Here is a 17,308-nt window from a genome sequence, read left to right on the forward strand (position 1 = left end):
ATCGGACCCGGTGATCAGGCGGCTTTGCGCAACCGCGAGGGCACCCGTTGCGATCGAGCTTTCGACTTGCCTCCGGCCATCTCGGCTGCGGCTATGGAGTCGATTAGGCCGGCGAGGTGCGCCGGGCCGATCAGACACCCCTCGAGCAGGAGGAAGGTCCCGATTGCTGAGACGTCGGTGAAGTACCATTTCAGGAACGCCTTCCGTAGCGACGCCGACTTGAAGCGATGTCGGATGATCTCGCTGTTTCGCGTGACGAGCATCGCGAAGAGCGTGATATCCCGTGCGTCGTCGCCCTGGTTTAACATCACGGCACCGCATGCTTCGATCGCGTGTTCTGACCATGCCCGTCCGATCTCGGCTTGGACCGCGTCGCGTCCCTGTCGCTCTGCGATATCGCGCCATGTCGACCACGACGGCCGCTGCTCGTTCAGCCAGACGCCGATCGATGCCAATTCGTCGTCGGTTTTCGGCTGATACCACCAGAGCGGCAAGCGTTCCGGCCCGGACGATTTGTGTGTGGCGATCGTGGTCATCACGATGCGAGCCGCGCCGGCGCTGTTGTCGATCACGAAGATTGTTTGGTCGTTGTCGTTGATATGCATTCCGGTTTCCTTGGAGAAAAATGCCATGGCGAGTCCGTCCGACAACCCGATTGCGGGTCGCGGTGTCGCAGGCGTTGAACGATGAAAAAAAGTCAGAATCTCCGCATTCGTGCACGAAGTCTTAACTTCTGGGTTTCTATGCTCGCTGGAGCGGCTGGTATGGATTAGATCCTGTTTTCCCCTCTTTCATGGAATTCAAGAAGACCGCTACTGCGGTAACTTAGGCGACTGCAGTCGCTCTTTGCGCGGCGGCTGAAGCCGCTTAGCTTTCGCGGGTCGGCCGCAATCCGACCGAGTCGTTGATCGCTCTGCCAGTCGCTACCGGAGTGGTTTGAAGGTCGCAGGTAGACCGCACGCAGGATACGGTTTGGCGCGGACGAAGCGTCGTTTTCCCGAACGCTAACTTTTCTTCGCATCTAATCCCATTCCATTGGTGGAGTATGTGCTTCCTGTTCCTCGGAGGCACTGCTGATGCGTCGATCTTGCAAGATTATGCATTCCCATTCCGATGGAAGGCAGGACTGTTGGACCTGACCCCGCCGGTATCGACAGACCGCGCAAGGTATCGGTTTCAGGTCGTCGCCCCGCACGGCGAACGAACATCTGTCTGGAGTTCATTGAAGACGTCGGTCGGCCCTGCGTCAGGAAGCACCTCTTGGAACGAAGCCCGAAACGGAGGGTGGAGCATTTGTTCGCCCGCGCCCGGCACTCTGGGGGGAGGCGACACAGTGAGCACGCATGGCGCGACGTTCGAGGCTGATGGGGCGATCGGTGTTTCAAGGTTGGTGGGCTTCGATCGATTGGGTGAACGATGACCGAAGCCAAGCCCATTGAGCAACCGACGGTTCTGCCTCGAGACCTGAACGTCATCGTCGAGGGATTGCGACGTGCACGCCTTGATTCCGGAGGGGGCCATCCAAACCATGCCGAGCGAGGAGTTCGTTTCCCATCTCGGCAGGCTTTGGCTAGAATTCTGCGAGAGCTCGGCGCTGCGTTGTTTCCCCTTCGGCTCGGGCCACCTGAGCTAACTCCTGGCAACGAGAACCGTTGGGTCGAGGAGACGCTGGAAGCGACGCTTGCGCAACTGACCGCGCAGATCGCCCTCGAGATCCGCATCGTGCATCCGTGGATCGATAGCGTTGAAGAAGGGGAGCGGGCGGACCGGATCGTTGGCTCATTCGCGGCCGCCCTGCCGAGCCTGCGGCGCGCGCTGGCTCAAGACATCGCGGCAGGATACGCCGATGATCCCGCCGCGCGCAGCGTTGACGAGGTACTGTTGTCCTACCCGTCGGTTGCGGCGATCATACACCACCGGCTTGCACATCGTCTGCATGCACTCGGGGCTGAGCTCGTTGCGCGCGTGATCGCCGAAGTCGCGCATGGGGAGACGGGCATCGACATTCATCCAGGGGCGCTGATCGGAAGCAGCTTCTTCATCGATCATGGCACCGGCATCGTAATCGGTGAGACTGCTGTAATCGGCGATCGGGTCCGAATGTATCAGGGTGTGACTTTGGGTGGAGAGCCATCGGTAACGGGCACTGCGCGCGATGTGGGGGAGGCCTTCGTGCGACGGCACCCGACGATCGAGGACGACGTGGTGATCTTCCCAGGGGCGGTCCTGCTCGGCCCGATCACGATCGGCGCGCGTTCGCGGATCGGAGGCAACGTCTGGTTGCGAAGCGACGTACCCGCCGATCACGTCGTCGAAGTACCGGAACCGCGGATCCTTCCGAGGACTTCGGTCGAACTTTTGGAGTACAAGGATTGAGCCAGCAGCAATTGCACCTAGGTGCCTTCATGCGTCCGGTCAGCATTCACACCGGCGCTTGGCGTTATCCCGGCGCGTATCCGGATGCCAATTTCAATTTCCGCCATCTGAAGCATTTTGCTCAGCGATTGGAAGCGGCGAAGTTCGACGCGTTCTTCATGGCGGACCACCTCGCGGTGCTCGACATGCCGGTGAACGCCCTGAAGCGCAGCCATACGGTGACGTCGTTCGAACCGTTCACCTTGCTGTCGGCGTTGGCGGCGGTGACCGAGCGGATCGGCTTGGTCGCGACCGCGTCGACGACGTTCGACGAAGCCTATCACATCGCCCGCCGGTTCGCGTCGCTCGATCACATCAGCGAGGGACGGGCAGGGTGGAACATCGTCACAACCGCCAATCCCGACGCAGCGCTCAATTTCGGGTATGAAGGTCAGATGGACCACGACGCGCGCTATCTCCGCGCACGCGAATTCTACGATGTGGTGACAGGGCTCTGGGACAGCTTCGCCGACGACGCCTTCATCCGCGACGTCGATCGAGGCATCTATTTCGACCCCGAACGTATGCATGTCCTTGATCACAAGGGTACGGATCTCTCGGTGCGCGGACCGCTCAACATCGCCCGTCCGGTGCAGGGCTGGCCGGTCATCGTCCAGGCCGGTTCGTCGGAGCCTGGCCGCCAGCTTGCCGCCGAAACTGCGGAAGTCGTGTTCGCGGCAGAACCGACGCTCGAGTCCGGAAGACGCTTCTATGCGGATGTGAAGGGTCGGACGAGGGCCGTCGGGCGCAACCCCGATCATCTGAAGATATTGCCTGCCGCGTTCGTCGTGGTCGCGGATACGATCGCCGAAGCAAAGGCGCAGCGCGCCCATCTTGATAGCCTGGTCCATTACGATAGCGGCATCGGGTCGCTGAACGGCATGCTCGGCTATGACGTATCCGGCTTCGATCCCGACGGCCCGCTGCCCGAGATCCCCGAAACGAACGCCAGCAAGAGCGCTCGTGAGCGCATGATCCGTCTCGCTCGTGACGAGAAGCTGACCATTCGTCAGCTTGCGCAAAAAGCGGGCAGCTACGCTGGGCTGGCGTTCGTCGGTACGCCCGCATCGATCGCGGACGAAATGGAACAGTGGCTCGGGGTCGGTTCGGACGGCTTCAACATCATGTTTCCATGGCTGCCGGGTGGTCTCGATGCGTTCGTGGACGGCGTCGTGCCCGAGTTGCAGCGGCGCGGGCTGTTCCGGAGCGAATATGAGGGCACGACGCTGCGGGATCATCTTGGGCTACCGAGGCCCGAAAACCGCTTCTTCCCAGAATGAATCTCGACATGCGCCCGGTAGGCGCTTCACTGACCCAGAGGTTCGTGAAACGATCCGGTTGCCAAACTACGTGGCTTGAACGTGATGCACATTGAGGGACTGAGATCCTAGGGCATTTTCCGCGACCGCCACCAGATGCTCGTGATGAGTGAAGATGATGACCTGATTGGACGCGGAGAGGGCTTTCAGTTGGTGAAATAAACGGGCGGAGCGTGCGTCGTCCGCGGTGATGAACAGGTCATCGCAGACCAAAGGCATCGAGTGGTCGGCGGACTTCTCTTCTATGGCGGCCAATCGCAACGCCAGAAACAGCTGGTCGCGCGTACCTTCGCTCATGTCGTCCACGCCACAGCGTTCCCCGGCCGAGCGTTCCGCCACGATCACTGGTTCCTCACCCCGGCTCCAGTCGAGCAACAGGCGGTTGAAGCGTCCGCCGGTGATGTTTGCGAAGATGGTGCCCGCCCGGGCCAGTAGCGGAGCTTGGCGAGTTTCTCGATGGCGATTGATCGCCCAGCGCAGCATCGTCGCAGCCGATTTTGCGCGAATGTAACGACCGCTCAGATCGACGACGGTTGCCCGAGCGGTTTCCGACGATTGTGCCGCGTCTGCCGCATCCGCTCCCGTGGCGGCTTCCCTTTCCTCAGCCCTGGCTACCGCAAGCTCCGTCGACAACGTGCTGATGACGTCGATCATCTCCTGTTGGTCCCGCTTTACGTCGGCCAGCAAGGCGCCGGCGTCGTCGGCCGGCATGTCTTCGACATCGACGCGAAGTGATACCTCGGGAATCCCATCGGAAACGTCGGCGAGTTCGTCACGCAGCCCCGCGATCTCGAGCGTCCACCTTTGGCGGTCACCACTGCGTTCGACGACGGCGTCGAGGGCATCGACGTCCGTGACGCCGGCAGTTGCCATCAATGCATCCATACGAAGCCTCTCAGCCAGTACCGAGTCTTTCAATGCCGTGATCTCAGAGATCGCCACCGCTCTATCGCCGATCAATCTGGTTCGGTCCCGCTCGGTCTGCTTTGCGTCGTCGAGCTTGACCCTCAGGGTTTCAAGGCGGCCGACGGCATCGTGACCAACCGTATGAGACGTCGACTTCAGGAGAGCCGCGAGCTCCGTGTCGAAGCCGCGGATCGCGCGTTCGAGGTCTGCAAGCGCAAGTGTCGTGGTCCGATCAGCATCATCGCGGTCCGCCAACACGTCCAGGGCGGTGATCGCTAGTTCGGCGGTATGAGCGTCGAGCGGGCCGAGGTTCAAAGTCGCCAGCGCGGTTGGGAGCGAAGCCAACAGGTGGTCTCGCTCTATCCTTGCGCTGGTCAGCCCATCGACGGCTTCATCATGCGCCTGCTTGGCATCGTCGAGGCGGGTCTGGGCGAGTTTCGCCTCGTCCCGTGCGCGTTCCAGAAGATCGAGATGAAACGTGGCGATTTCTATCGTCGCGTCGAGGGTCAAATCGTCGTCGGACGGGAGGTTGCAGACGAGCATCGCCCGACGCAGCGCGGCGTGATGGCGTTCGAGCTCGTTTTTAAACTCGGTCGCAGCCCTTTCACGCTCGATCAGTGCGTCGGTAGCATCCATCACCTGAGTACGCGTTTCGATCCACGCCGAGACCTGCTGCGGCGAGACCGCGGCGTCGAACCCCGCTGCACGCCATACCGCTGCCCACTCGAGTTCTATCGATGCTCGCGTCTGTTCGAGATACGCCAGCTGACGCGGAGCGTCCGCCAGGGCCGATCTTGCGCGATCGATGGCTGCGATTACGCCGGCGTACTCGGCGACACGTGCTGCCTCTGCCTCGCGGCGATCGGCCAACTCGTCTGCGGACCGTACGTTGAGCTGCACGCTAGCCAGAATGTCGAGGCGATTTCCCTCGGCGTTGCCGAGCGATACGATTGAGACGTCCCTGGACGCTCGGGCTTCGTGCAAGAGCTCCGGTGTGGGCGGCTCTCGGTCGAGGTTATCCAATCTGACTAGCTCAGCCTGAGCGACGCTCAGCGCGCTCTGAGACGCAGTGACTTCGTCCTCATACTTCATCCGCCGTTCGGCGATGTCGGCCAGCTTCTTGCGATGCAAATCAAGCACATCTGCCGAGGGAACGCTCACCATTTCCAGCGAGGCTACTGTTCCGTCCCAAGGAGCAAGCTGGCCGAACGCGCGAGTTGAACGCTTCTTGGCCGTCTCGATGTGTCCATCATGCTGCGCGAGCGTTGCGACGGCACCGCGGGAAACTGCGCCAAGCGCGGCTCGGAGCGGCGCCAGTCCTGCGGATTCGGTCGTGTTGGCCGTCCGCTGTTCTGCGATCGTCAGCTTGTGACGAGCCGAAAGCACATTCTTCTCGAGATCGGAGACCGCCTGTTCGGCCAGATCGAGCGCATCGAGCGCGTTGCGGGCCTGCAGTCGGGAAGCCGCAGAGGGAAGGGATGTGACATCCGAAAGTCCACCGTCAGTCAGAAGGCGGCGACGCGTGCTCGCGGCGTCATCAACTTTGGCTTGGGCGGTAGGTAGTTCAGCGACATACCTGCGATGCAGAGCGAGACCGTCGGTGAGGCGGATGATTACGTCCCCGTGATCCAGCAGCACGCTTCTCGGGTCGAGACCCTCGAGCTCCCGATCGTACGCTTCGACGCGTTTCGCCCGCTCGGCGATACCGAAGTCGGCTGCCGCGATGGCGGTGACGGCGGTGCCGCGTAACGCTGCAGCATCGACCGGCAGCGCTGGAACGTTACCAAGTCTTTCGATCTCGGCCGTGCGCACGTCGATCTTCGTCAGTATTGGGCGAACGCGCTGGACCCGCTCGAGTGCGGACCGCTGCTGCTCCAGGTGCTTCGTTCGCTGCAGGGCCAACTCGTGATCTTCGATCGCCTTTTCGAGCCGCCCGGCGATCGCCTTCCACTTCGTCGGCGCCATGGTGGCCGTACGCATCGACGCCAGACTCGTCTCCCGCTCCTTCAAAGCCATGTTCAACGGCTTGTTTCGCGCGGTTCCGGCAAAGATCGCGGAGGCCTCTTCGTCGAGAGAGCAGAGCATCTCGCTTACCCCGCTGAGTCCGGTCCCCGCCTCGAAAAGCACTCGCGCGACGTCTTCCTTGCCGCTGAGCATGTTTTGGCCACCTGAGCGAAGGCGGTCGTGGTTCAAGCCGAACATGCGGTCGAAGCCGTCACGGTCCAATGCGCCCAGGAATGGGGCAAGCGTAGCGTCCGGCAGGGGCTGCTCCTGCGGCGTCAGAAGCGACGCGGTTCGCGCCTTGCGGCGAATGAACTCGAGCGTGTTGCCGTCATGCTCGATGATCCCGCCTAGCCGAAGTTCGCCGTACGGATACCTGAACGCGAAAGGTGGGCGTTCACCCATCCCCCAGAGGAGATCGCCGATGGCCGCCAGTGACGTTGATTTCCCGGCTTCGTTCGCGCCAACGATCAGATGAAGATCGTTTGATCCATCGCCGAAGTCGAACGTGCGATCTGCAAATGCACCGTATCGAAGAATGCCGAGGCGCCGCAGTCTCATGCGCGTTCTCCGGGCAATCGGCTGCCTATCGTCTGAACCGCGGTTTCCGCCAGCGTGGTCCAGTCGCCCGCCTGCAGCGCCACCAGCAGAGGATCGTCATCGTCCAGCTTTGCCGGAAGCTTGTCCGCAAGTGGTTGCAGCGCCGCCTGGAGCGCGTCCAGCGCCGCCGCGTCCGCAGGGCCTCCGTCGATCAGCTCTGCGATCTCCTTGGGAAGGGCGATCGGGGAAGATCGTGTCGCCTTGAGGCGAACCTTCTCCAGCCACACGGCGTCCGCCGCCTGGGCGGCGATGGCGCGCAGGTCCGTTTCGACCCTGTCGATGACGCCTGCGATTTCGTCTGCATCCGCGTTCTTCGCCTCGATCGTCACTCGAACGATCGAGGGCCGTCCGGCTGCCTGAGCGGTGAGTAGGTCGAGCTGGTCTCGAAAGTCGTCGAGTAGGGAAGCGGCCGCGCCGTCCGCTACGACAAGGGTCATATGTGACCATCGGACGTCGTCGAGCGCGACGTGGCGCAGGTCGGTTACCACCCCGTCCTCGACCGCTACGAGCACGGCACCCTTCGGACCTGTCTCGCGGGAATGCCGACCTTGGACGTTGCCGGGATAGACCACATGTGGATGTTCGGCATGTACGAGGTAATCATGAACGTGCCCGAGCGCCCAGTAGTCGTGTCCGCTCGTCCTGAGCTCAACGAGTTTGCACGGAGCGTAGGGCGCATGCTCGTGACCACCTTCCAGGGCGGTATGCAACATGGCGATGTTGAACATGTCCGGGATCGGAGGGGCGTACTGGATCGCAAGGTTCTCAAGAACGGCGGCAGTCTTGAATGACCGGCCATGAATAGCGACGCCTATCTCTTCGAGCACGACGACCTCGCCCGCGGCACTGCCGAAGAAGTGCACGTTGGGGGGTCTTGGCAGATCCGCGGTCAGCTTGCTCTCCGCGTCGTGGTTCCCGAGTATGACGAAGGTTCGGATGCCGGCGTGTCCGAGACGGGAGAACTGCTGCATCGCGAAGATCCCAGTCTTCATGTCCTTCCAGGATCCGTCGTAGAGGTCGCCTGCGACCACCACGAAATCAACCTTCTCGTCGAGCGCGAACTGGACGAGATTTTTCAAAGCCTCGCGGGTCGCGGCGCGTATCCGGTCGATCGGGGCGTCAGTGCGAGATCCCAAGCCCAGAAGCGGGCTGTCCAAATGCACATCCGCGGCATGGAGGAATTTGAATCGGGACAAAGTTGCCTCCTGCTGGATGTTTGCCGTCGGCAGATTGGAGCACGCGGCTCGATCGATGAGCGACGTGGCGGCGATGATGCCGCTGATAGGTTCTATTGGCGCGTTTTCAGCCGCTTATCGCTGGGGAGTATCGTCTCACCGGCGAAGCCGAGTAGGTCGTGTACCGCTTTCGGGTCGGCGCTGTACAGGACCTCGCGTCCATTCCTGACCGACTTTACCAAGCCTGCCCGATTCAAGATCGCGAGATGCGTGGACATCGTATTGGACGGAACCTCGAGGGCGGCGGCGATGTCGCTAGCCCGAACTTCGCGACCGTCATGCCCTACGAGCAGCTGCAACGTGCGTAGCCGGGTTGCCTGGGCGAGGGCGGCGAAGGCGACGACAGCACGATCTAATTCCATTGTTCGAGAATATAGGGTGAAGATTCCGTTTTCAATACGGCCCGAGGCAGGCACGATAATTTATTCGAAGATTCGAGAATCGTTGCACTATCGAGCTGCGGCTCCATGTTGGCGTTCATGCCGTTCCGTCGTCGGAACGGCACCGGGTCGTAGATAGGAGACCAGCCATGCGCACGATGGGTCCGTTCACGGAGACACCGCCTGCAGGTACGCCCTCAGGTTCAGCCGAACTGCAAAGACTCCGCGTTCGCTACACGAAAGCTAGGTTCGAATTCTACAAAGGCGAGTTACGAGAGACGATCAAACACCTATCCCCGATCACGGCTGATGTGCTGAAGGACGAGGGACTCGATCTCGCCGGCGCCTTGGAGCACATGCGGCCGCCTTGCAATTGGCCCGACAAGGCGATCCAAACACCCGACGCCTTTCGTGCAGGGGCTTTCGATCTCCGCAAGATGACAGACACCCGGAAAATCGAGAAGAGCTTCGAACGGCTCGGCGAGGCGAGGGCTTGCCTCATGATACGACGCCCTGCCGTTGGGCAGGTAGGTCTATGCGTCCACGTCGTAGGCGATGGATTGGAGACAGCCATGATGTCTCGTGATTTTTCCCTGACGACCGCAGCTGGAAAGGCGCGTTTGCAACTGCGTCGGCTGCTCCCATTCACGCTGGGATCGCTCATGCTTGGTCGACGGGTTGGAGATTTGATTGGTCACCCGTTGCTGGTCGGGAGGGACTATGTCGTGGAACGGCTCACCCAATGTCCATCTCGCGGTTTGAGCAACATCCATTTCGAGACCGGACGCGTCGACGTGTAGGCCGACGGTTCGTTTGGGTCGGTCGTACAAGCAGCAATTCATGTCTTCAGCGGTTTTCGAATGAGCGTCGTGGTTACGGTCGCCTGCATTTGACGACCCTCTTTTCGGAGGCGCCGTCTCCCCGGGCGGCGTAAACAGAACGCCGGAACACCCACCAGTTGTAAGAATCTAACGGCAAAACATCAATTCGATAAGTCTCGAACCATTGAACTATCGGCGCTCATGGATTAGGTCTGGTTTGCGGCCACTGACCCTCCGGAAGACCTCCCGAGAAAGGCTGCGAACGGAGCTCGTGATGAACGCCATGATGCAGTCGGCTTGTAATGGTCCAGTTAGCCTGGTCCGCAACGCTGATCTCTATGAGGACCCGCTGGACGAGGATACGCCTCGCGATCGTCCAGTTCCCACCACCCGCCGCGCACTGACCCGCCTTGCGCTCATAGCGGCCGAGACGGGGGCTCGCTTCCAGCGCGAGGGCGAGGGGGCTGATCCGATGGCTTGGCTTCTGTCCCCGCGTCGCGTTTTCAACGGTGGTACCGCGATCGATGCCGTGCTCGGCCGGGAGGACTTCATGCGCGCCCTTCTCCTTCACGGACTTTCGATCGGTCTCGACGCGGATCCCCGGTTCATCGACGAGCTGGCGGCGGACACGGACGAAGGCGAGGCTGTCACCGGCGAAGAGGGTGGATGGTTCGGGCACCCACGCGACGAGGACGTTCCGAAGTGGGTCAGGTCGGGTGACGGTGATGCCAGGAAGCAGACGCATCCTCGCGGCGCTAGGGGGCCGATCCCGCTCCGTCCGGGAGACGCTACCAAGACGAAAGCGCAGAATGACGATGGCGCTGAACGGCACCTCTACACCGCGACGCTTACCTTCGACGACGGTCGGACGACGCTCCAGGTGTTCCATGCGTCGGTGTGTACCAGCGCGGCGGAGGTGTTTCAGCGACTGGCGGCCCGTCACGGCGTCTATGCCGCTTCGCAGGCCGAGCTGAGCGTGGGCTTCGACCCGACCTCCGCCTTCGCCGAGGCCCTGGTGTCCCCGGCCATGAGCGAAATGCTCCAGCTCGTGGACGACGATCCCTCGGGGACTCTTGCAGATGGACTCGATCTCCACCTGGAGCAGCGTTTCGCCGCCTAGGCCGTCGAGCCACTTTTCATCTTAGCAGAGCGCCGCCGATTTCGCTGCCAACGCAAATCGCGACGCGTACGTGAGGATAGGATCGCCATGCGGTACAAGTGCCGTCAGACACGAGTGCTTGGGGCCAGTCCGTTGCCCCGGAACAAAGCGGATCGGACCCCTGAAGCAGCTGGCGAAGACGACGCTTTCAGTGAGCACGAGGCTCACTACCTCTACGGACAGGATGGAATAACCGGCGGTACCCGGCCATCACGATATCGGGGAATGGGATCGAGCAGGCTGCGGCTGTACACTGCAACGATCGCGGCGACGCGCGACAACATTATGGTGCAGGCGTTTCATGCGTCCATCGCGCTCAGCGTGCTGGAGGTACGCTCCCGTCTCGCAGGTCGCTACGGGCCTCATCTCGCCGACCAGGCTGATATTCGGGTGGGAATTCATCCCGCCGCTCCGCTCGTAGTGGCGCTGGTGCCGCTGCCGGTCCTGGAGATGATCGGAACCGTCCAGAAGCGGTGCCAGGAACGGACCTTGAGGAGGTTCGGCGTCGATATCGAGCAGTGCATCCACGCCTAGTCATCAACGTCAAAACTGAAACTCGGCGATACGCCGTAGTTTGGGAGACCGGCATGAAAACCCAGAGCGAGATCGGCGATGAGGCGATCAAGGACAGCGCTTCGGCACTCGTCCTTCGTCCCCTAAAGCTCGAAGCGGGACCCACCGGCGATGGGGTGGGTCGAGGCAAGTTCGTCGGCGTGGCCGTGGACGTCGAAACCACCAGCCTCAACAGCAAGACGGGCCGGATCATCGAGTTCGCCTGTCGTAGGTTTCGGTACGACGGTGCCGGTGTCATCACCGATATCGACGAAGCATTCGAGTGGCGGGAGGATCCAGGGGAGCCTCTTACTCCGGAAGTAGCGATGTTGACCGGCCTCACCGACGATGACCTCGTCGGCTGTGAGATAGACGATGACACCGTCAAACGTCTGCTGTGTTCGGCCTCCTTCGTCGTCGCGCATAATTCGATCTTCGATCGTACATGGGTCGAAGACCGGTTTCCCGAGGTACGCGATCTCCCTTGGACCTGCAGCATGAGCCAGATCGACTGGAAGGCGCGTGGCTTCGACGGGAAGGTTCTCGGCTATCTGCTCATGCAGTCCGGCTTCTTCCATTCCGGCCACCGCGCATCCGCCGACGTCGACGCGCTGATACAGCTGCTTCGCCACCGGAGGGATGATGACTGTACCGGGCTTGCGGAACTGATCGAACGTGGATCGCAGACGAGCTGGCTGATCCGCGCCCGGGGCGCAGACTTCGGGGTCAAGCATCTGCTGAAGGATCGCGGTTACCGGTGGTCAGGCGATGACAAGGTCTGGTGGCGCGAGGTCGATGACGCACGGCTCGTCGAGGAACAGTTTTGGCTTGCGAGCTACGTCTACGCCGTCGAGGCGAACCCCACCGCGTTAGGCCCCGTCATCAAGCGCATCACTCCTCGGGAGCGGTTCCGTTGACGTTGGGCGACGACGCCGATCCGTATGCGGAGGACGGCGAGGACAGCCGTTGGATGAAGGAGCGAAGTGAAGCGATGTCGGTCGCAGCTGCCGAAAAGGCAGTAGCTGCGCGGCAGCGTGCGTTGCGGGAGGCGATAGCCATCGACCGTTTCGTGATCGATTTCCGGCTGGCGTCTTTTCGAGCGTTCTTGCGCGCCACGGTGCATTCGATGTCGGCGCTCGCCGCCGACGTCCTCGAGTTCGCGGAATGTGATGTCAAAACGGCTTTGAATGCCGTGCGACCGGTCAGGCACTGGCTCAAGAACATTAGCGCGCCAAGTTCCTCGTCGCATGGCCTGATCGGCCGGCGGATCCCCCGCAGCAAGCGCGAGGATCCAGTACGCATCGAACTGTGGCGCGCGGAGCCGTACGACCTCCGGGGGGATGCCATCATCCAGGAAGGTGCCCTGAGCGATTACGTGGCGGTCAGCATCTTCGGATCGTCGCTGGAGGTCTACGTCCACGGCGCCGGCTTTCGGTTGGTAACCCGTGCCGGGACGGCTCATTTGATTTTGGACAGTGCGCTGCCCGCAACCCTTGCCGCCGCCTGCCAGGGGCGAGCCTTGGACGATATCGTCGAACATCCGCTCCTTCGCGGCCGCGGCATAGTAGTGAGCGAGATCAAGCAGTCCGGTGGCGGGTCTCTGGTCGTCTTTCGTGGCGGGGAAAGCCCGTTGAAGCTTCCGTGGGATAGTGATGGCCACCGGATAGTGACGGGTACTGCGTGAGTAACCGAGACTACGGGAATGTTTAGGGAGTCAATCTAACCCAAGGTTCTTGGGTCGATTGATGACAAATTGATTGGAGATCTATCGAATGTCTGAACCTGTCGGCCACACCTTTGTGACTGCGCGGCAGGCTACGATCCATGCCCTGTTCGTCAAACATAGATCCATGTCGGAGGTTGCGAGAGCACTGAACGTCACTCAGATCCGTGTCCGCGAGGCATTGGTTCAGCACGAGCGGAATCGGATGAGGGACGTCGGCATACAGCCGCCGCCGCTGCGCGATATGCTGAAGGGCGATGTCACCACACGGCTCGGCGTGCCCAGATCAGAGTTCGGGGGGCGTCCGGCCAAGCACGTGCAGCTCGATGAGCGAGTGAGGGGTGGTGTACTCCCGACATCGCGAAAAGCCTCCAAGCGCTTCGCGATCGGTATTCCGCAATCAGGTGTCAAACGCTACATCATCACCTCCGTGGAGCCCGATCTAAGAGTCCATGCTGGCTTCTGGCGGAATCTCAAAGCCTACGCGGCCGCATGCAACGCAGACCTGTTGGTCTTCCGTCTCGGTAGCGTTGGACCACGCGCGTGCGTCCCTAGTAGCTACGCTGATCATCTTGTGACCGACGCTTTCGGCATCGAGGGACTGCTAGACGTCGCTCTGGACGAGCGGATACCTGCGCGGATGGCGCGTCCTCTCGAGGGAATCCGTCGTTCATCCGCGTGCTGGACAATAATAGGTCATCCGGCGGTACAGTTCGAAACTCTGCCCAGGCTGAGGGCGGATGGCTACAAGGCACAGCTGACCACCGGGTGCATGAGCTTGCCCCGGAATTCGCAGTCGCAGAACGCACGTGAACTCGGCGCCGTGATCATTGAGGTCGTTGCGGGCGGCGCGGTTCACTGTCGACACATTCTCACACCGACGGACGGCGATGGTTCGTTTCAGGATCTTGACGCTCGAGTGTCACGCGGAGCCGTTCGATACGGCTGCAGAGTGGAAGCTTTGACGTTCGGCGACATCCATCACAAGCACATGGATCCGGAAGTAGCGGTTGCCACTTGGGGGCTTGGCGCTACTCGCGCGTGTTCCGGATTGTCACTCGTTGATAGGCTGCGGCCTCGCCATATGGTGTTCCATGATGTCTGCGATTTCGACTCTCGCAATCATCATGATCGTCGTAATCACCTGCGCCGCTTCGTGCAGATGGCGGGCGGGGGTGGCGATGTCGCTGCGGAATTGAAGTCGACTGCTAGATTTCTTGAATCAACTCGCCGGAACTGGTCGCAGAGTATTGTAGTGAACTCCAATCACGACGACGCACTAATAAGGTGGTTGAAGGAGTCCGACTTCAGAGAAGACCCCATCAACGCACTTTTCTTTCTCGAGGCATCGCTCCAATTGCATACTCGTCTGGCGGCAGGCAAAACTGAAGATGATTTCTTTGAGCAAACTCTTCGGAGGGTTTCCTCCGATCAGCTCGCCGGCGTTCGTTTCCTCCGCACCGGAGAAAGCTACAAGATTGCGGGAATCGAAGCAGGTATTCACGGCCACCTTGGAGCGGATGGCCGGCAGGGTGATGTGCGTTTTTTTGAAAGACTCGGCATAAAGGCAACGCTGGGGCACACGCACCGGCCGCTGACCCGCAATGGCATTTATTGCACCGGAGTATGTCAGGCCAATCTCGAGTACGCAAAAGGGGCGGTAACCGGATGGGGTGTCGGGCATGTGGTAAACTACTCAAATGGTGCCAGACAACACCTTATACTAATTGACGGCGCTTTTCATGGGTGATCTATAACCGGCACCTCTTCTTCTTAATAACTAAACAATTAGTTTTTAAAATTCGGATTTCAAATATTATCAAATACTAATTTATGAATTATTTGAAGGTGGGTACGAAGTACGCGGTAGCGAATTTGGAGTGCCTTACTGAAATTCTCTTCAAGCATCGTTCGAACGGAGATAGTCATGGCGACTGCACGGTATGCTCAAAATCCACGCGATTTGGCATCTGGGAGTTCCCTGGGCCAAGGTGAAGAGAACGAGCTGCGCCTAAGGCGTCGGTTGTGGGGTGATGCCGCGGCACTACGTGCCGTAAGGGCGCTTGGTCTTAGCGACGCAACGATCCGCCACTTCCGCCTCGGTCTGAACGAGCCTCAGCTATCGAAGGATGGTCATTTAGTCGAGCGCGCCTTGGCCTTCCCGGTGCTCCGCCCAGATGGCGAACGAGCAGGACGGTGGAGCTTTCTAAATCTGAAAGATCTGACCATCGCACCTCAGCACCAAATAGCTTGGACTCCAGGGGGATCGCGCACCTGCTACTCAAGCCCTGTTATCGACAGGGCGACCTTACTGCTGGTTCCATCGCCGATCGATATGTTCTTGCTTTGGCAGGGTCTAGGGGAGGCGATCGGTCCACTGGTTATCGCCTGTCCCTCGATGTTTGGGGTTGCGCCATCTGAGTGGCGCGATCCGCGATTTTGGCGGGCTTGGCACGAGGTTGTGCTCGGCGTGTCCGACAGTCCTGAGGAAGAGGCCATTGCACATGTCGTTGCCCAAGCGATGGGCGGAGAGGTGCTGAGGTGCTCACCTTCGAGTACGGAAACCTGGGCCGACATCGTGAACATGGGTGGGTCGCCGGCGGAACTGAGGCGGCTTATTGAAGAAAGAAGCTTATGGCGTCCAGAACAGCGGACTGCGCCGTGTTCAAACGGTTCGCTCGTCGGCGACTTTAGTGCTGAACCGGTGTCGATCGAAGGCGCTTACGTCGGTGGTAACTTGTATTATCCGATCACAATGGAGCGTCGGCAGTTCGAGGAGAACTCCTCTGGGTCGGCGATACTTGTACAACGTTACGTGACTCGCATTCTGCGCTCAGATGGCGCGCTACTGGATGTTGAACGCCTACCTGCACCTGCTGGCACGCCGGCGACGGGGCGGGTGCTCGCGCTTTCCGACGGCACGCGGATCATATCGGCTCCTCGACCAGGGCGCTTTGGAACGTGGAGTTTCGCATCTATCCAGGAGTTCATCAAATGTCGTGCGGATGGCGTCGAGCCGAGCCGTCGCGCTCTGCCTCGGCTGATGGCTGACGTAGACGCGTACCTACGTTCTAGCGTACTGTTGCCGCATCAGGACGACTACGCATTGGCGGCGATATTTGTTGTCGCTACTTTCGTCTTTCGTGCATTTGACAGCTTTCCGATACTTTTGATTAACGGGCCCAAAGCTTCGGGTAAATCGGAGTTCGGACAGGCGATGGCTGCTCTTTCGTGCAACGCGGTTATAGCAGGCCGGATATCTTCATCGGGACTGGTCCGTCTTCTTGCGGAAAGTTGCGGGACGGTCGTGCTGGACGATCTTGAATCTATCTCCTCCCCACGCCACGCTTCAGACGACGTGGCGCAAGTTCTAAAGGTCAGTTATAAAGCCGCCACGGCACGCAGAGTGTCCCCGGGGCGGGATGGCCGCGTTGAGGTTTTGGACTTTTTCTCACCTAAGATAGTGACGAACATTGGTGGTGCGGACGAGGTCCTTCTTACACGTATGATTCCCATTCGCACTCTTCCGATGACATCAGACGGCGGCTTAAAGGACTATGGAATTAAGACGCCAGCCCTACGCGATGAACTACATGTATGGGCAATGTGCGAGATCGAGCGCGTGCACCTTTCATATCTCCCTATAGCTGCCTCCAGTATGACGCGGCGTGACGAGATCGCAGCACCGTTGCGGGCGGTTGCCGACGTTGCTGGCGGTGACTGGAGGGAGAAGCTAGAGCGCGTCTTATCGGCAGAGGTATCCATAGCAATAGAGCCAATCGGGACGGTGCTATCCAAAGCATTGCGACAGCTTATTTCAGAGTTTGGCGTAACCGAGGTCGCAATGCCTCACCTGGCACTCGAAATGATGCTCGTAGCTCGCGGCTCAATCGAATTACCGGCGGCCGAAACGTTAGGCCGTTTGTTGCTCACCTCGGGTGCTCGGGAACGTCACGACGTTGTGGAAAGAAGGCGGCTTTATGGTGAAGTTACACGTATTTATCGTATTTCTGCGAACTATCTGAGCGCAGTGGGACAACCTGTGATCTCCTCATCTGATCCGTTTACTTTCTGCACAGGTCCATGTTCAGCTTGTCGCTACGACGCCGTCTGCGACACGGCTGTTCCTTGGCTCCGGCCTGCTCGTTCAGCCCGCGCGCCGGTACTAAATGCAGGGGCGGTTTGAAACCGAATCGT

Annotated in this window: 13 protein-coding genes; 9 read left to right on the forward strand and 4 right to left on the reverse strand. The window is 60.3% G+C overall.

Annotated features, from left to right (window positions below; genetic code table 11):
* Window positions 1-14: 14 nt before the first annotated feature.
* A complete protein-coding gene (locus tag ASE82_RS09410; protein WP_156348841.1) occupies window positions 15-650 on the reverse strand; it encodes a hypothetical protein in 636 nt (211 codons plus the stop codon).
* Between the two features lie 766 nt (window positions 651-1,416).
* On the opposite strand from ASE82_RS09410, the gene epsC reads away from it, so the two are divergent.
* Window positions 1,417-2,376, forward strand: a complete 960-nt coding sequence (epsC, locus tag ASE82_RS09415; protein WP_056062073.1) for a serine O-acetyltransferase EpsC — start codon at window positions 1,417-1,419, stop codon at window positions 2,374-2,376.
* A gap of 29 nt (window positions 2,377-2,405) precedes the next feature.
* On the forward strand, window positions 2,406-3,695 hold the full coding sequence (locus ASE82_RS09420) for an LLM class flavin-dependent oxidoreductase (protein WP_056062076.1): 1,290 nt from the start codon (window positions 2,406-2,408) through the stop codon (window positions 3,693-3,695).
* Between the two features lie 66 nt (window positions 3,696-3,761).
* Here the strand turns inward: ASE82_RS09420 and ASE82_RS09425 are convergent, their stop codons facing one another.
* The 3 genes from ASE82_RS09425 to ASE82_RS09435 all read right to left on the reverse strand — a co-directional run bounded on the left by ASE82_RS09425 (window position 3,762) and on the right by ASE82_RS09435 (window position 8,838).
* Window positions 3,762-7,202 carry an ATP-binding protein gene (locus ASE82_RS09425; protein WP_056062079.1) on the reverse strand — a complete coding sequence of 1,147 codons (3,441 nt, stop codon included), beginning with the start codon at window positions 7,200-7,202 and terminating at the stop codon, window positions 3,762-3,764.
* Entirely contained in the window at window positions 7,199-8,437 is a 1,239-nt protein-coding gene (locus ASE82_RS09430; RefSeq protein ID WP_056062081.1) for a metallophosphoesterase family protein, read from the reverse strand. Before ASE82_RS09430 ends, ASE82_RS09425 begins: the two co-directional genes overlap by 4 nt.
* Window positions 8,438-8,529: 92 nt before the next feature.
* The gene (locus tag ASE82_RS09435; protein ID WP_056062084.1) at window positions 8,530-8,838 is read right to left on the reverse strand and encodes an ArsR/SmtB family transcription factor; all 309 of its coding nucleotides are present in this window, start codon (window positions 8,836-8,838) and stop codon (window positions 8,530-8,532) included.
* Window positions 8,839-9,005: 167 nt separating this feature from the next.
* On the opposite strand from ASE82_RS09435, the gene ASE82_RS09440 reads away from it, so the two are divergent.
* The 7 genes from ASE82_RS09440 to ASE82_RS19415 all read left to right on the forward strand — a co-directional run bounded on the left by ASE82_RS09440 (window position 9,006) and on the right by ASE82_RS19415 (window position 17,297).
* Window positions 9,006-9,656, forward strand: coding sequence for a hypothetical protein (locus tag ASE82_RS09440; protein ID WP_056062087.1), 651 nt, complete (start codon window positions 9,006-9,008; stop codon window positions 9,654-9,656).
* 295 nt (window positions 9,657-9,951) lie between these two features.
* Window positions 9,952-10,797, forward strand: coding sequence for a hypothetical protein (locus ASE82_RS09445; RefSeq protein WP_056062090.1), 846 nt, complete (start codon window positions 9,952-9,954; stop codon window positions 10,795-10,797).
* A gap of 264 nt (window positions 10,798-11,061) precedes the next feature.
* The gene (locus tag ASE82_RS09450; protein WP_056062093.1) at window positions 11,062-11,370 is read left to right on the forward strand and encodes a hypothetical protein; all 309 of its coding nucleotides are present in this window, start codon (window positions 11,062-11,064) and stop codon (window positions 11,368-11,370) included.
* A gap of 53 nt (window positions 11,371-11,423) precedes the next feature.
* Window positions 11,424-12,305: a 3'-5' exonuclease gene (locus tag ASE82_RS09455; protein ID WP_082441417.1), complete on the forward strand. Its 882-nt coding sequence runs from the start codon at window positions 11,424-11,426 to the stop codon at window positions 12,303-12,305.
* On the forward strand, window positions 12,302-13,072 hold the full coding sequence (locus tag ASE82_RS09460; protein WP_156348844.1) for a hypothetical protein: 771 nt from the start codon (window positions 12,302-12,304) through the stop codon (window positions 13,070-13,072). The genes ASE82_RS09455 and ASE82_RS09460 overlap by 4 nt, the downstream gene beginning before the upstream one ends.
* A gap of 88 nt (window positions 13,073-13,160) precedes the next feature.
* Entirely contained in the window at window positions 13,161-14,861 is a 1,701-nt protein-coding gene (locus ASE82_RS09465; protein WP_056062098.1) for a hypothetical protein, read from the forward strand.
* A 177-nt stretch (window positions 14,862-15,038) separates the two neighbouring features.
* Window positions 15,039-17,297, forward strand: coding sequence for a DUF3631 domain-containing protein (locus ASE82_RS19415; protein ID WP_156348845.1), 2,259 nt, complete (start codon window positions 15,039-15,041; stop codon window positions 17,295-17,297).
* The last annotated feature ends 11 nt before the right edge of the window (window positions 17,298-17,308 follow it).

This window comes from Sphingomonas sp. Leaf230 (genome assembly GCF_001421745.1).
In the GTDB taxonomy this organism is placed as follows: domain Bacteria; phylum Pseudomonadota; class Alphaproteobacteria; order Sphingomonadales; family Sphingomonadaceae; genus Sphingomonas.

Excerpts from the sequence above, each read along its gene's own strand:
- epsC (WP_056062073.1), top strand. The coding sequence starts at position 1,417 with ATGACCGAAGCCAAGCCCATTGAGCAACCGACGGTTCTGCCTCGAGAC.
- ASE82_RS09420 (WP_056062076.1), top strand. The coding sequence starts at position 2,406 with ATGCGTCCGGTCAGCATTCACACCGGCGCTTGGCGTTATCCCGGCGCG.
- ASE82_RS09425 (WP_056062079.1), bottom strand. The coding sequence starts at position 7,202 with ATGAGACTGCGGCGCCTCGGCATTCTTCGATACGGTGCATTTGCAGAT.
- ASE82_RS09435 (WP_056062084.1), bottom strand. The coding sequence starts at position 8,838 with ATGGAATTAGATCGTGCTGTCGTCGCCTTCGCCGCCCTCGCCCAGGCA.
- ASE82_RS09440 (WP_056062087.1), top strand. The coding sequence starts at position 9,006 with ATGCGCACGATGGGTCCGTTCACGGAGACACCGCCTGCAGGTACGCCC.
- ASE82_RS09445 (WP_056062090.1), top strand. The coding sequence starts at position 9,952 with ATGAACGCCATGATGCAGTCGGCTTGTAATGGTCCAGTTAGCCTGGTC.
- ASE82_RS09450 (WP_056062093.1), top strand. The coding sequence starts at position 11,062 with ATGGGATCGAGCAGGCTGCGGCTGTACACTGCAACGATCGCGGCGACG.
- ASE82_RS09455 (WP_082441417.1), top strand. The coding sequence starts at position 11,424 with ATGAAAACCCAGAGCGAGATCGGCGATGAGGCGATCAAGGACAGCGCT.
- ASE82_RS09465 (WP_056062098.1), top strand. The coding sequence starts at position 13,161 with ATGTCTGAACCTGTCGGCCACACCTTTGTGACTGCGCGGCAGGCTACG.
- ASE82_RS19415 (WP_156348845.1), top strand. The coding sequence starts at position 15,039 with ATGGCGACTGCACGGTATGCTCAAAATCCACGCGATTTGGCATCTGGG.